We start from the raw sequence: 14,072 nt of genomic DNA on the forward strand, positions 1-14,072 counted from the left end.
ATGTGAAGCAGTCTAAGGGGGATGTGGCTCGCTGTCGTCACTGGCAAGACGAAGTGCGAAGTATCCCCAAGCGCTGGCGGGAAAGATGTCAGACGTTTCCCTTGCCCATAAGGGAAAAACGACGCACGTTGTCATCGGATTCCTCCACAACACCGCCGTCTGTGTAGGAGCTGCCGCAGGCTGCGATCTNTTGATCTGGCTTGTGAAAACCAACGTCAAAAGATCGCAGCCTGCGGCAGCTCCTACAGGTCGAGGTCAGAAGGCGTAGGGGATGCTGACCTTGGCCCAGAGCATCTCGCCTTCGGGGCGGTTCTCCACGTCAAACTCCTTGGCCCAGCGAATCTCCGCGCTGGCGTATTTGAGAAAGGTGAAATGCAACGCCGGGCCAATCGCGAAGACCTTGCCGCGCACGCCGTCGTCCACATCCTGCCCGGCGAACTGCACGGTATGGCCGTACTGTTTGTCGTCGGTGGTCTGCTTGAGGTAGTAGCCGTTGATACCGAACATCACATCGTCGGTGATCTTGTAACTGGCCGAATAATCGAAGTGGAAAATCTGTCCGGACTTGTAGTCGGTGTCCTTGTTCTTTTCGTTGAAGCTGTAGGTGGTCTTGAGTGACACCTCGGTCTTGTCGGTCGGCAGCCAGGTGAACGAGAACAGCGGCTTGTAGGTGTAGAAATTGTTGCTGGTATTGGCCAGCCGATCGACGCTGTATTCACCGGTGGGCACGGTGATTTCCAGGGCGGCGCCGAGGGTCAGGTTCTTGCCCATGTCCCACAGGATGATCGGTGCAATCGTGGTGTCGCCCATGCCTTCGCGGGTATCGCTGAGACCGAATACCGACACTTCCTGCTTCAACCAGGGCTGGGCGATGTAGCCGGCCAGGCGTCCGCCGAACACGCGTACCGGGCTCAGGTAATCGATGCGCGGAATGACCGCCGTGGATTCGATGTCGACATTCGGCACCTTGCCGCCCAACGAACTGATGTTGAGCTTCGTCGACTTGTAATGGTTGTAGTAAAGGTTGAAGGCGACCATGTTCTCCGGAAGGCTGTCGACTTCCAGCGGCAGCATGAAGAACCCGTCGGTGCCGGGGCCGATGTTGTCGACGCCGGCTTCGGTGGCCAGGGCCGGCAGGCACGCGGTGCAACCGAGCAAGGTCAGTGCCAGACGCAAGGGGAAAGTGGCGCGGTTCGGGCTCATGGCTGTCCTCATTATTATTGTGGTGGGACGTGGCGCCGGTACGCGGAACGTCCGGCACCATAGAAATAAGCGCTAGAGGCCCGACGGGGCAGGGTATTGGCGGACAGTTAGGGGGACTTCTGCGGACAGTCGGCCAACCCTGTGCTAACTTCCTTCGACATAACCGGTAACAAAAATAACAATCAAGCGTGATCCGGAATGTCAGCCCCCATGAACGTAAAAGTCCAAGACCCCACTTTCGAATTGGCGCTGGTCTCGCCCTTTCTCCTGCAAACCCTCGCCGAAGTCGTGCACAACAAAGGCATCGACCCCGAAAGCCTGTGCCGCGGGCTGGGCTTCACCCTCGAAGATCTGCAGGATCCGGCGCAACGGATTTCCTATCGCCAGGCCGTAGCGATGATTCAACGGGCGCTCAAAGTGTTGCCCAATCAGGGGCTGGGTTTGTGGGTCGGCGCGCAGAATGTGCTGGGTACGCTGGGCTTGCTCGGGCATGTGCTGTCGCTGTGCAAGACCTTGCGCGATGCCTTTGCCCTCGGTATCCGCCACCAACACACCTCCGGCGGGATCGTGGTGTCCAGCGTCGATGTGGTGGGTGAACAGGTGCACCTCGACGCCGAGTGCCGCTTGCCGTTCGCCGACGTTCAGGTGTTTGCCGTCGAAGAGTTTTTCGCCAGCCTGCTGGTGTATGGCCGGGCCTTGGCCGGGAGTGAATTCAAGTCGATTGCCGTGGAGTTTGTGCATGCCGCACCGGATTACCTGAGCGAATACCACCGCTTGCTCGGGCCCGATGTGCGCTTCGGTTGTCTGCACAATCGTATGTTGATCGATGTTCAGTGGCTGGACGTCAACTTGCCCAATCATCATTCGCTGGCGCTGCGCCAGGCGGTTGCATTGCTGGAGCTGGAAGCGGCGCAGGTGCACCAGAAACTCGATTTGATTCAAGCCGTGGAACGGGCGATTGCCCGGGACCTGAGCCGGGGCAGTCATATCGAAAAAATCGCCGGCGACCTGAACATGAGCAGTCGCACCTTGCGCCGCCGTTTGACCGAGCATGCGCTGACCTTCGAAGCGTTGCTGGAACAGGTGCGGCAGGCGCGGACCCTGAGTCTGCTGGCGAATCCGGACATGTCCATCGAGCGGATTACCGAAGAGGTCGGCTATAGCGACGTGCGCAGCTTCCGTCGGGCGTTCAAGCGCTGGACGGGAATGAGCCCGAGTGCGTGGCGCCAGGATGCAAGCACCGCTTAGACATCGGTCCCCTGTGGCGAGGGAGCTTGCTCCCGCTGGGCTGCGCAGCAGCCCCAAAACCTGCCACGCCATTTCTTCAGACACACCATGCCGGCGGGGTTTGCGGGTGCTTCGCCCCCGAGCGGGAGCAAGCTCCCTCGCCACAGGTTTCCGTGCGCCACTCATCAGTATTTCAACCCCACAAGCCCTTCAGCTACAGGTAAACTCCCGCGCACTTTCCCAAGGAGTTCACATGAGTTACTACCAGCCGGGCATTCTCGCCACCCCTGTTCCTGCGCAAGCACGTCACCTGTTTTTCGCCCTGGCGTCGGTTGAAGCATTGCCGCAGGCGATCGACAACCTGCTGAGCCTGGTGGACGGCAAGTCGGCGGTGGTCGGTTTCGGTGAATCCCTGACCAAGGCGCTGAACGTACAGATTGATGGTCTGCGCAGCTTCCCGGCCATAACCGGCGTCGGCGTGGAAAACCCCTCGACCCAGCACGCGCTGTGGGTCTGGCTGCACGGTGACGACCGTGGCGAACTGCTCAACCGCTGCAACGCCGTCGAGGCCGCACTGGCCCCGGCGCTGCGCCTGGTCGACATGCAGGAAGCCTTCCGCCACAAGGACGGCCATGACCTGACCGGCTACGAAGACGGCACCGAAAACCCGCACGACGAAGCCGCCATCGCTGCAGCCTTGTTGGGCGAGGGCGCAGAAGGTCTGGTCGGCGGCAGCTTCGCCGCGATCCAGCAGTGGCAGCACGACCTCAAGGGTTTTCATCAATTGTCCGGCGAAGACAAGGACAACATCATGGGCCGTCGCCTGAGCGACAACGAAGAGATCGACGATGCGCCAGTCTCTGCCCACGTCAAACGCACCGCCCAGGAAAGCTTCGCCCCCGAAGCCTTCGTCGTGCGCCGTTCGATGCCATGGATTGAAGGTGACCGGGCTGGTCTGATGTTCCTCGCCTTCGGGTTCTCGCTGGACGCCTTCGAGGCGCAACTGCGGCGCATGAGCGGTCTGGAAGACGGTATCGCTGATGGTCTGTACCGCATCAGCCGACCGATTACCGGCGGCTATTACTGGTGCCCGCCCATCAAGGACGGCCACCTCGATCTGCGCGCGTTGCGCATCGGCTGAGTGTTTCAAACAAAGGGAGTTGAGCATGGACGTGGTGCGTTGGGGCATGATCGGTTGCGGCAGCGTCACTGAACGCAAGAGCGGGCCGGCCTTTTACAAGGCGCCCGGTTCGGCGCTGGTGGCGGTGATGGGCCGGCGCCTTGAAGCGGTGAGCGATTACGCCGCACGTCATGGCATCGCCCGGGTCTACACCGATGTCGATGCGCTGATCAACGACCCCGAAGTGGACGCGGTGTACATCGCCACGCCACCCGACAGCCACCACGCCTACAGCCTCAAAGTCGCTGCCGCCGGCAAGCATTGCTGCGTCGAGAAACCGATGGCGCTCAACGCCGGGCAAAGCCGCGAGATGCAGCAGGCGTTTGCCGACGCTGGTCTGCACCTTTTCGTTTCCTACTACCGCCGGTCGTTGCCGCGTTTTGCTCAAGTGCGGCAATGGCTGGCGCAGGGCCGCGTCGGTGAGGTACGACACCTGAGCTGGACGCTGACCAAAGCCCCCTCGGCGGCGGATCTGGACGGCAGCGCCAATTGGCGAACCGACCCGAGCGTCGCCGGTGGCGGCTACTTTGCCGATCTGGCCAGCCATGGTTTTGACCTGTTCCAGTACCTGCTCGGCGACATCGTTGAAGTCGCCGGTTTCACCGCCCGGCAAGCCGGGTTGTATGCGGCGGAAGACGCGGTCAGTGCCAGTTGGCGCTTCGCCTCCGGAGCACTGGGCATGGGCTGTTGGAGTTTTGTCGCGGATCGGCGCGAGGACCGGGTGGAAATAATCGGCAGTCAGGGGCGCATCGCGTTCTCCGTGTTTGACGAACATCCGGTGCAGCTATTCGCCGATGAGCAGATCAGCCTGGAGATCCCGCATCACGAGCACATTCAGTGGCACCACGTGCTGGGCATGAATGCGCATATTCGGGGCGATTCGCAGCATCCGGCCGTCGCCGAGCAAGCCGTCAAGACCGACTGGGTGATGGACCAGATCCTTAAACGCTAAAGTCAAAAGATCGCAGCCTTCGGCAGCTCCTACAGGGGATCGCATTTTCAAACTGTAGGAGCTGCCGAAGGCTGCGATCTTTGCTTTTCAACAGCGCGTCTAAGGTTATGCCCAAACAATATTTCTCAAGCTTGTCATAACGTCTCTAAGATCACGTCATAACTCGTTATAACAAGTGATTCCGTGATGACCGATAACGTACTGTCCCTGGCAAGTGTCCCGTTGCACACGCAATTGCGCGACGTGCTGCGCGCCCGCATTCTTGACGGCGAATATCCGCAAGACAGCCAAATGCCTTCCGAAAGCGAGCTCGGCGCGCTTTTCAAAGTCAGCCGCATCACCGTGCGTCAGGCACTGGGCGATCTGCAGAAAGAAGGGCTGATCTTCAAGATCCACGGTAAAGGCACGTTCGTCGCCAAGCCGAAAACCTTCCAGAACGTCAGCAGCCTGCAAGGTCTCGCCGAGTCCATGACCGGGCGCGGTTACGAGGTGATCAACCGCCTGCGCAGCTTCAAATTCATCCCTGCCGACAAACGCGTGGCCGAGCGCCTGCAGGTCGCGGAAGGCGAGACCGTGGCGCAGATCAAACGCGTCCGCCTGATCAACCGCGAACCGATCTCGCTGGAAATCACCTACCTGCCCAAAGCCATCGGCGAACGCCTGGAGAAGGCGGATCTGGTGACGCGCGACATCTTCCTGATTCTGGAAAACGACTGCGGCATTGCCCTCGGCCACGCGGATCTGGCGATCGACGCGGTACTGGCCGACAGCGATTTGACCCAGGCGCTGAACGTCGAAGCCGGCTCGCCCATCATGCGCATTGAGCGCCTGACCCACGACGCCGACGGCCAGCCGCTGGACTTCGAACACCTTTACTACCGTGGCGATGCCTTCCAGTACCGCCTGCGGATCGACCGGCAAAAAGGGGAGCAGGCATGACGCGCAACACGTTGGAACAGGAATACGACATCGTCGTGATCGGCGGCGGCACTGCCGGGCCGATGGCAGCGATCAAGGCCAAAGAGAAGAACCGTGATTTGCGCGTGCTGCTGGTGGACAAGGCCAACGTCAAACGCAGCGGCGCGATCAGCATGGGCATGGACGGCCTGAACAACGCGATCATCCCCGGGCACTCGACGCCGGAGCAGTACACCAAGGAAATCACCATCGCCAACGACGGCATCGTCAATCAGGCGGCGGTGTACGCCTATGCCACCCATAGCTTCGAAACCATCGAGCAACTGGACCGCTGGGGCGTGAAGTTCGAGAAGGACGAAACCGGCGATTACGCGGTGAAGAAAGTCCACCACATGGGCGCCTACGTGCTGCCGATGCCGGAAGGGCACGACATCAAAAAAGTTCTTTACCGCCAGTTGAAACGGGCGCGGGTGAGCATCACCAATCGCCTTGTTTGCACCCGATTGCTGACCGACGAGGAGGGCGCGGTCAACGGGGTGATGGGCTTCGATTGCCGCACCGCCGATTTCCATGTGATCAAGGCCAAAGCGGTGATCCTCGCCTGTGGCGCGGCCGGTCGCTTGGGTTTGCCGTCCTCGGGTTACCTGATGGGTACCTACGAAAATCCGACCAATGCCGGCGACGGCTACGCGATGGCGTATCACGCCGGGGCCGAGCTGGCGAACCTGGAATGCTTCCAGATCAACCCGTTGATCAAGGACTACAACGGCCCGGCCTGCGCCTACGTCACCGGCCCGCTCGGCGGCTACACCGCCAACAACAAGGGCGAACGCTTCATCGAGTGCGACTACTGGAGCGGGCAGATGATGTGGGAGTTCCACCAGGAACTGGAAAGCGGCAACGGCCCGGTGTTCCTCAAACTCGATCACCTGGCCGAGGAAACCATCCAGAACATCGAAGAGATCCTGCACAGCAACGAACGCCCGAGTCGCGGCCAGTTTCACGCCAATCGCGGCACTGATTACCGCACGCAGATGGTCGAGATGCACATCTCCGAGATCGGCTTTTGCAGCGGCCATTCGGCGTCCGGGGTGTGGGTCAACGAGCGCGCCGAGACCTCGGTCAAAGGTTTGTACTCGGCCGGTGACATGGCCGCCGTGCCGCATAACTACATGCTCGGCGCGTTCACTTACGGTTGGTTCGCCGGCCAGAACGCGGCGGACTTTGTCGCCGGGCGCGAGTTCTCGGCGCTGGATGCCGCGCAGATCGAAACAGAGAAAGCCCGGGTCTACGCGCCGCTGGATCGTGAACACGGTCTGCCACCGGCGCAGGTCGAGTACAAGCTGCGACGCTTCGTCAACGACTACCTGCAACCGCCGAAAGTGACCAAAAAAATGCAGATCGGCTTGCAGCGCTTCAGCGACATCGAACGCGACCTTGAGCAGATGAAGGCCAACAACCCCCACGAATTGATGCGCGCCATGGAAACCAGCGTGATCCGCGACTGCGCCGAAATGGCCGCGCGCGCCTCACTGTTCCGCGCCGAGAGTCGCTGGGGCCTGTACCACTACCGCGTCGATCATCCGCAACGCAATGACAGTGAATGGTTCTGCCACTGCCACCTGAAAAAGGGCGAGGACGGGCGCATGACCAGTTTCAAGAAACCCGTCGAGCCTTACATCATCGCGCTCGATGCCGAAGACATGCAGGCTTACGACCGCTTGCGAGTGGGCGCTTTTGCCGCTTGATGCATCACCAGAGAGAGTCCGAACCATGGCCTATCAAGCCCAGGAAATCTTCTTCCGCTCCAACGCCCCGGTCACCGTGGACGAGGACAAATGCATCGCCGACAAGGGCTGCACCGTGTGCGTCGACGTCTGCCCGATGGACCTGCTGGCGATCAACCCGGCCACACAGAAGGCCTACATGGCGTTCGATGAATGCTGGTACTGCATGCCGTGTGAAAAGGATTGCCCGACCGGTGCCGTAAAGGTCGACATCCCTTATTTACTGCGGTGACCCCGCCCCCTGTAGGAGCTGCCGAAGGCTGCGATCTTTTGATCTTNTCTTGTTTTTTAAAATCACAATCCAGATCAAAAGATCGCAGCCTTCGGCAGCTCCTACAGGGGATTTGTGGCAAGCCATAAGCCATCCGGAACACCCGGACGCTGGAAAAACTGAAACCCCTCGTTTCCCACCGCGCCCTGATCGCGGCGGAGACGAACATCCAATAAACGATTCGAGGGGAAACACACCATGTTGCGTGCAGCACTCGCCGGTCTGGTACTGGCTTCATTCACTCTGTCGGCCTCGGCCGAAACCATCCGCATTGCCATCGGTACCCAGGACACCACCATCAACTGCGCCGCCGGCGGGCTGTTGATTCGTGAACTCGGTCTGCTCGACAAATACCTGCCGCACGACGGCGCCTACAAAGACGCGAAATACGACGTGCAGTGGAAAAACTTCACCAGCGGCGCGCCGCTGACCAACGAGATGGTCGCCGGCAAACTCGATTTCGGCGCCATGGCCGATTTCCCCGGGGCGTTCAACGGGGTGGCGTTCGAAACCGCCGGCAAGCACAGCCTGTTCATCAGCGTCCTGTCGGGCAGCATCAAGGGCAGCGGCAACGGCATCGTGGTGCCGAGTGCGTCCGGGGTGCAGGCGCTGAGCGAACTCAAGGGCAAGACCATCTCCGTGCCATTCGCGTCGACCGCCCACGGCATGTTGCTGCGCGCGGTGGCGGAGCAGGGTTGGGACCCGCTCAAGGACGTGAACATCATCGCCCAGCCACCGGAAGTCGCCGGCTCCGCTTTGCAGGTCGGCAAGATCGACGCCCACGCCGACTTCGTGCCGTTCGCCGAACTGTTCCCCAGTCGTGGTTTCGCCCGCAAGATCTACGACGGCGCCCAGGCCAACGCACCGACTTTTCACGGCGCACTGGTCGATCAAGCCTATGCGAAACAGTACCCGGAAATCGTCGTCGCCTACCTGCGCGCAAGCATCGAGGCCAATCAGTTGCTGGCCACCGAGCCGGAGAAGTACAGCGAGCTGATCGCCAAGGTCACCGGCGTCGATGCCGAGGTCAACTACCTGTTCCACGGCCCGCTGGGCGTGCAGACCCGCGACCTGAGCTGGAAGCCGGAATACCGCCAGGCAGTGGGGACGGCGATTGACACCCTTAAGCTGCTGAAGAAAGCCGATCGCGGCCTCGACCTCAACACCTTCATCGACGATCAGTACATCCGCGCCGCCTTCAAGGCGTCGAACCTGGACTACACCGCGCAACTCGCCAACTACGCGCAGACGCCGTTGAAAGCCGTGGATGCGGCGACTGGCAAAGCCATCACGGACTTTAGCCACGTCGCCGAAATCTGGGTGCGCGGCGAAGACAAAGTACGCCAGTACACCTCCGCCGAATCCGCTTTCACTGCGCTGGCCGCATTGAAACAGGAAGGCAAAAACATCCGCGCCGTGTATGCCCAGGCCAGTGACAGCGGGATCAAATTACTCGCCGATCAGGCGTGGTTTGCCAGTGATGCCAAGGGCCGCCTGAGTGCGTTCCTGCTCAAGGGCCAGGCGCAGCAATATGCGGCGGCGCAGGGCGGCAAGGTTTTCGACTTTACCGATGCCACAACCCAAGCCGTAGCCAGCCGCTAACCCGAAGAACACCGCGCCTCTCTGTAGGAGCTGCCGAAGGCTGCGATCTTTTGATCTTGCTTTTTAAAATCAAAGTCAAAAGATCGCAGCCTTCGGCAGCTCCTACAGGGGATCTCGGTTGAGAGGAAGAATTGTGTACCGATCCTATTTACGCTGGGTTCCAAGGGCCGCTTCTTTGCTGCTCTGCCTGCTGTTCTGGCAACTCGCCGCCAGCCACCACTGGAATCTCGGTCTGGTCACTTTCGCCAACGTGCCAACCCCATTGGCGGTGATCGAAGCGGCGTTGGGCCTGGGCGATTCCGGCAAGCTGCTGCAACACCTGAGCGCCAGTCTCAGCCGGGTATTCGCCGGTTACCTCGCGGCACTTTTCATCGGCATCGCTCTGGGCCTGGCCATCGGTCGTTCGAAATGGGCCGAGGACCTGTTGCTGCCACCGCTGGAAGTGCTGCGCCCGATCCCGGCGGTGGCGTGGATTCCGTTGGCGATCCTGATGTTCCCGTCGTCGGAGCTGTCGATGGTGTTCATCACCTTCACTGGCGCGCTGTTCCCGATCCTGCTCAACACCGTGCACGGCGTCGAAGGCGTCGACCGGCGGTTGATCGCTTCGGCAAAAAGCCTCGGGGCAGGGCGCCGGGCGATCCTGCTTGAAGTGGTTTTGCCCGGCGCTGCACCGAGCATCATCACCGGCCTTGCGATCGGCATGGGCACCTCGTGGTTCTGCCTGGTGACGGCGGAGATGATCTCCGGCCAGTTCGGTATCGGCTACTACACCTGGGAGTCCTACACCATCCAGAACTACGCCGACATCGTCGTCGGCATGCTGCTGATCGGTGTGCTGGGCATGGGCAGCAGTCTGCTGATCAAGCGCCTGGGCGAGCTGTTCACGCCTTGGCACCGACCGAGAGGAAAAGCCTGATGAGCTCGATGCAAAACCCGGAAGGGCGAATCGATATTCGCCAGTTGTCGATCGTGCTCGGCGAAGGCCAACACGCTTTTGAAGCCGTGCACGGTCTGGACTGCCAGATCGAACCGGGCCAGTTCGTGTGCATTCTCGGCCCGTCCGGTTGCGGCAAATCCACCTTGCTCGGTGCACTGGCCGGGCACCTGCACGCCCACTCTGGCGGCCTTAAAGTCGATGGCAGCGAGGTGTCCGGGCCGTCGCCGCAGCGCGGCATGGTGTTCCAGCATCACACGCTGTTTCCGTGGCGCACCGTGCGTGACAACGTCGCTTTTGGCCTGAAAATGCGCGGCATCGGCAAAACCGAGCGCCATCGTGTTGCCGATGAAATGCTCAAACTGGTGGGCCTCGACGGCTTCGCCGAGCGCTGGCCCGATCAGCTCTCCGGCGGTATGCAGCAACGGGTGGAAATCGCCCGGGTGCTGGTCAACCGTCCACGGCTGCTGCTGATGGACGAGCCGTTCGGCGCGCTGGATGCCTTGACCCGCCTGAACATGCAAGAGCTGCTGCTGGATATCTGGACACAGATTCGCACCACTGTGGTGTTTGTCACTCACGACATCGATGAGGCGCTGTTCCTCGCCGATCGACTGTTGGTGATGAGCGCACGTCCGGGGCGAATCATCGAAGACCTGCGCCTGGACTTCCCGCGTCCGCGTACCTCTGAGCTGGTGACCAGCGCCGAATTCTCCCGCCTCAAGCGCCATTGCCTCGACCTGCTGCGCCACGACAACTCCCGACCGCTGCCGCGCCTCAACCCGCTCGGCTTGCCGCCCGAAAACCCCTTGCCGCGATTTGCCTTATGACCTCATTTTTTGCTGTGACTGACAATGACGACATCCTCGCCCTGCAACCGCGTCTGACCGCTGACGATGCCGGTATGCGGCGCATTGCCTTGATCGAGCTGGCAGATCTGGAAGAACCGGACGGCCTGCTGTGGCTGGTCGAAAGGCTGGCCGATGATCCGGCTGAAGACGTCCGAGCAGAAGCCGCGCGGCTGCTGGAAGCGTGGGAAGACGAACCGGTGGTGGCTGCGCTGTGCCAGGCGCTGACCGATCCGTCTGCGGCAGTGCAGGCCGCCGCCGCACAAAGTCTGAGTCTGCTTAAATCTGAAGCCGCCGGCCGGGTGATTCTGCCGTGGACCGATCATGCGCAAGTCGGTGTGCGGATCGCCGCGTTCCGTGCCTTGCGCGAACTGCGTTTCGCCGCTGCAGCGCCTGCTGCTGTCGCGGCACTTGATGATGCCGACGCCAGCGTGCGCCGCGAAGCCATCGGCGTGCTTGGCTGGCTCAAGCAGCTCGACGCACTGCCGGCATTGGCGCAACTGGCCAGCGCCGACCCGGACACCGAAGTGCGCCGCGCCGCCACCGGTGCTCTCGGTCTGGCGTCTGGCGCCGAGGTATTGCCGGCGCTGCGTCAGGCCTTGCACGATCACGCCTGGCAAGTGCGCGAAGAGGCGGCCACCACGTTGGGCAAGGTCGGCCACAGCGACGCCGGTCCGGCATTGATCGCAGCCCTTGGCGATGACTACTGGCAAGTGCGCCTGCGCGCCACCCGCAGCCTCGGTCGCCTGCGTTTTGCGCCAGCGCTGGACGCCCTGATCGAAACCCTCGGCCATCGCATCAGCAACCTGCGCAAGGAAGCCGCGCTGGCCCTCGGTGAGTTGAATGATCGCGGTGCGGTGGCGGCGTTGCAGGCGGCACAGGATGACGGTGACCCGGAAGTGCGCAAAGCGGTGCGGATTGCCTTGAGTCAGCTGCAATGAATCCGCTGTCGGTGAGCAACTCGCAAAGCGAACGGACACTGCGCCTGAGCTGGCCGGACGGCCGTGAATCGCTGTTCAACCACGCCGAACTGCGCCGCCAGTGCCCGTGCTCGCAGTGCCGCGCGTTTCGCCTGAAAGGTGTGACGCCGCGGGTCGATGAGCGTGTTTGCCTGATCGAAATCACCCCGCAGGGCTATGGCGTGCAACTGGTGTTCAGTGACGGCCATCAGCGCGGGATTTACCCGTGGGACTATTTGGCACAACTCGATTCTTAGGTTCACCACAATCAACTGTGGGAGCGAGCCTGCTCGCGAAAGCGGTGGATCAGTCAATATTGATGGCGACTGGCANTCGCGAGCAGGCTCGCTCCCACAGGGGCGTTCAGTGTCCGGGTTGTTATTGCCCGGCCGTCATGGCTGGCCGGCACCCGCGAAACACATCCAGCCCCGGCTGATACAGCGCGGTTTTCACCTCGAACAACCCCAGCACCGAATGAAACAGGTTGTCATGGCTCAGGTCCGGCTGTCCGGTCTTGCCTTGCAGGCAATCGCGATCAATCCCCAGTTGCGCCAGCGTGTTGTTGCCAAACCACATCACCATCGGCACATGCGTCTGCGCTTCCGGCGCCAATGCATACGGCGCCGCATGCAGGTACAGGCCGTTTTCGCCCAGCGATTCGCCGTGGTCGGAGACGTACAGCATCGAGGTATCCAGGGTGTCCTGATTGCGCTTGAGCAACTCGATCACCTTGGCGAGGAAGTGGTCGGTGTAGAGGATGGTGTTGTCGTACACGTTGACCAGTTCATCGCGGCTGCAACTGCCCAACTGGTTGGTGTGGCAGATCGGGGTGAAGCGCTCCATGCTCTTCGGATAGCGCTCATAGTATTCCGGGCCGTGGCTGCCGTCGGCGTGCAGGACGATGATCGCGTGGCCCTTGAGGCTGTCGATGTAGCCTTGCAGGTCGGCCAGCAGCGCTTCGTCGAGGCAGTTGTTGCCATCGCAGAACGTTCCGGGCTGGTTCTTCGCGATGTCGCGGTGCGGCACGCGCAGGCAGGTGCCCTTGCAGTCGCTGTTGTTGTCCAGCCACAGCACCTGCACGCCGGCGCGTTGCAGGATATCCAGCAGGCCTTCGTAGGTTTTGCCTTTCTTGTCGCTGTAGTCCTCACGGGGGAACATCGAGAACATGCACGGCACCGACACCGCCGTGGACGTGCCGCAGGAATGCACTTGGGTGAAGTTGAGGATGTCCAGTTTGCTCAGCTCGGGATTGGTCTCGCGCGCATAGCCGTTCAGCGAGAAATGATCGGCGCGGGCGGTTTCGCCGACCACAAACACCATCAGCGACTTTTTCTCGCGGCTGGCGGCTTTGGTGCTCATCACCGCGTCTTCCCCGATGGTCTGCACCACAAAGTGCTTTTTGATACCCAGGCGCTGCTTGGTGTACTTGCTGATGGCGTAGATGTAGTTGGTTGGGTTGATGAAGTGGGTGAGCTTGTCTTCTTCGCGGAAGATCGGCGCGTAGGTCGAATAGAACGCGCCCACCGATGCGCCGATCACCAGCACGCAAGCGGCAATCACCAGCACCTTGTTGAGCACGCCGCGAAAGAACGGCCGATAACTCACCGGCCAGCGCCAGATCAGCACCGCTGGCAGTACGCCGAGCAACAGCACGTAGGCCAGCAGCTTGCCGTTGAACAGCGCCGCAGCCTCGGCCGGGTTGGTTTCGAACACATTCTGGATCATCACCGTGTCAATGGTGATCCCGTATTCGTTCATGAAATACGCCGCGCAGGCCGAGAGCAGAGCGACCACGGTCAGCGCCGGTTTCAGCGTCCAGCGAAACGAAACGAGGGTCAGCAGCAGGGTGATCGCCGCCCACAGGAACAGCCCGAACGAGGCGAAAAACGCCAGTTTGTGCGCGCCTTGCAAGGTGATCAGATTCCCCAGCGCCTTCCAGGTTGCCAGGTTGTACAGCGTCACCAGTGCCAGGGAAAACAGCAGCACCAGACGGGTTGAAGTGATGGACGGTAAACGCAGTCCTTTGCCCAAAGCCATTACAGACATTCCTCTAGCAGAATAGAAAACACGCGCGGTAACGCGCGTAACTGTAGAAGAACATTGGTAAAAATTTTGTAAACATCCTGTAACAACTACTCCGTTTCCCCGTAGGAGCTGCCGCAGGCTGCGATCTTTTGATCTTGCTTTTCAG

Annotated in this window: 13 protein-coding genes; 11 read left to right on the forward strand and 2 right to left on the reverse strand. The window is 61.0% G+C overall.

From position 1 onward, the window contains the following. Positions 1–255: 255 nt before the first annotated feature. Positions 256–1,203 carry a SphA family protein gene (locus ACTJKS_RS26805; RefSeq protein ID WP_108182511.1) on the reverse strand — a complete coding sequence of 316 codons (948 nt, stop codon included), beginning with the start codon at positions 1,201–1,203 and terminating at the stop codon, positions 256–258. 210 nt (positions 1,204–1,413) lie between these two features. Here ACTJKS_RS26805 and ACTJKS_RS26810 point away from each other — a divergent pair, with 210 nt between their 5' ends. The 11 genes from ACTJKS_RS26810 (at position 1,414) to ACTJKS_RS26860 (ending at position 12,138) form a co-directional block, all read left to right on the forward strand. Beyond that, positions 1,414–2,451, forward strand: a complete 1,038-nt coding sequence (locus ACTJKS_RS26810; protein WP_108182512.1) for an AraC family transcriptional regulator — start codon at positions 1,414–1,416, stop codon at positions 2,449–2,451. A gap of 232 nt (positions 2,452–2,683) precedes the next feature. Then, positions 2,684–3,571 carry a Dyp-type peroxidase gene (locus ACTJKS_RS26815; protein ID WP_108182513.1) on the forward strand — a complete coding sequence of 296 codons (888 nt, stop codon included), beginning with the start codon at positions 2,684–2,686 and terminating at the stop codon, positions 3,569–3,571. 25 nt (positions 3,572–3,596) lie between these two features. Further along, positions 3,597–4,562, forward strand: coding sequence for a Gfo/Idh/MocA family protein (locus ACTJKS_RS26820; RefSeq protein WP_108182514.1), 966 nt, complete (start codon positions 3,597–3,599; stop codon positions 4,560–4,562). 186 nt (positions 4,563–4,748) lie between these two features. Beyond that, entirely contained in the window at positions 4,749–5,501 is a 753-nt protein-coding gene (locus ACTJKS_RS26825; RefSeq protein ID WP_041062347.1) for a GntR family transcriptional regulator, read from the forward strand. Beyond that, entirely contained in the window at positions 5,498–7,228 is a 1,731-nt protein-coding gene (locus tag ACTJKS_RS26830; RefSeq protein ID WP_108182515.1) for a fumarate reductase/succinate dehydrogenase flavoprotein subunit, read from the forward strand. Before ACTJKS_RS26825 ends, ACTJKS_RS26830 begins: the two co-directional genes overlap by 4 nt. 25 nt (positions 7,229–7,253) lie before the next feature. Beyond that, positions 7,254–7,499, forward strand: a complete 246-nt coding sequence (locus ACTJKS_RS26835; protein WP_042559450.1) for a 4Fe-4S dicluster domain-containing protein — start codon at positions 7,254–7,256, stop codon at positions 7,497–7,499. 237 nt (positions 7,500–7,736) lie between these two features. Next, positions 7,737–9,140 (forward strand): ABC transporter substrate-binding protein, encoded by a 1,404-nt coding sequence (locus tag ACTJKS_RS26840; RefSeq protein WP_108182517.1) that lies wholly within the window; start codon positions 7,737–7,739, stop codon positions 9,138–9,140. 133 nt (positions 9,141–9,273) lie between these two features. After that, complete coding sequence (locus ACTJKS_RS26845) at positions 9,274–10,056, forward strand: ABC transporter permease (protein WP_108184384.1); 783 nt, start codon at positions 9,274–9,276, stop codon at positions 10,054–10,056. Next, positions 10,056–10,904, forward strand: coding sequence for an ABC transporter ATP-binding protein (locus ACTJKS_RS26850; protein WP_108182518.1), 849 nt, complete (start codon positions 10,056–10,058; stop codon positions 10,902–10,904). Before ACTJKS_RS26845 ends, ACTJKS_RS26850 begins: the two co-directional genes overlap by 1 nt. Beyond that, the gene (locus tag ACTJKS_RS26855; RefSeq protein ID WP_108182519.1) at positions 10,901–11,863 is read left to right on the forward strand and encodes a HEAT repeat domain-containing protein; all 963 of its coding nucleotides are present in this window, start codon (positions 10,901–10,903) and stop codon (positions 11,861–11,863) included. Before ACTJKS_RS26850 ends, ACTJKS_RS26855 begins: the two co-directional genes overlap by 4 nt. Further along, positions 11,860–12,138, forward strand: coding sequence for a DUF971 domain-containing protein (locus tag ACTJKS_RS26860; protein WP_262948271.1), 279 nt, complete (start codon positions 11,860–11,862; stop codon positions 12,136–12,138). Before ACTJKS_RS26855 ends, ACTJKS_RS26860 begins: the two co-directional genes overlap by 4 nt. Before the next feature lie 121 nt (positions 12,139–12,259). Here ACTJKS_RS26860 and ACTJKS_RS26865 read toward each other — a convergent pair whose 3' ends face one another. Further along, positions 12,260–13,918, reverse strand: a complete 1,659-nt coding sequence (locus tag ACTJKS_RS26865; protein WP_108182521.1) for a phosphoethanolamine transferase — start codon at positions 13,916–13,918, stop codon at positions 12,260–12,262. Positions 13,919–14,072 lie beyond the last annotated feature (154 nt).

The organism is Pseudomonas sp. 22189, from assembly GCF_052045635.1.
In the GTDB taxonomy this organism is placed as follows: domain Bacteria; phylum Pseudomonadota; class Gammaproteobacteria; order Pseudomonadales; family Pseudomonadaceae; genus Aquipseudomonas; species Aquipseudomonas parakoreensis.

Bases quoted from the DNA above. Each gene is read 5' to 3' on its own strand.
- ACTJKS_RS26805 (WP_108182511.1), bottom strand. From the start codon at position 1,203: ATGAGCCCGAACCGCGCCACTTTCCCCTTGCGTCTGGCACTGACCTTG.
- ACTJKS_RS26810 (WP_108182512.1), top strand. From the start codon at position 1,414: ATGAACGTAAAAGTCCAAGACCCCACTTTCGAATTGGCGCTGGTCTCG.
- ACTJKS_RS26815 (WP_108182513.1), top strand. From the start codon at position 2,684: ATGAGTTACTACCAGCCGGGCATTCTCGCCACCCCTGTTCCTGCGCAA.
- ACTJKS_RS26820 (WP_108182514.1), top strand. From the start codon at position 3,597: ATGGACGTGGTGCGTTGGGGCATGATCGGTTGCGGCAGCGTCACTGAA.
- ACTJKS_RS26825 (WP_041062347.1), top strand. From the start codon at position 4,749: ATGACCGATAACGTACTGTCCCTGGCAAGTGTCCCGTTGCACACGCAA.
- ACTJKS_RS26830 (WP_108182515.1), top strand. From the start codon at position 5,498: ATGACGCGCAACACGTTGGAACAGGAATACGACATCGTCGTGATCGGC.
- ACTJKS_RS26835 (WP_042559450.1), top strand. From the start codon at position 7,254: ATGGCCTATCAAGCCCAGGAAATCTTCTTCCGCTCCAACGCCCCGGTC.
- ACTJKS_RS26840 (WP_108182517.1), top strand. From the start codon at position 7,737: ATGTTGCGTGCAGCACTCGCCGGTCTGGTACTGGCTTCATTCACTCTG.
- ACTJKS_RS26850 (WP_108182518.1), top strand. From the start codon at position 10,056: ATGAGCTCGATGCAAAACCCGGAAGGGCGAATCGATATTCGCCAGTTG.
- ACTJKS_RS26855 (WP_108182519.1), top strand. From the start codon at position 10,901: ATGACCTCATTTTTTGCTGTGACTGACAATGACGACATCCTCGCCCTG.
- ACTJKS_RS26860 (WP_262948271.1), top strand. From the start codon at position 11,860: ATGAATCCGCTGTCGGTGAGCAACTCGCAAAGCGAACGGACACTGCGC.
- ACTJKS_RS26865 (WP_108182521.1), bottom strand. From the start codon at position 13,918: ATGGCTTTGGGCAAAGGACTGCGTTTACCGTCCATCACTTCAACCCGT.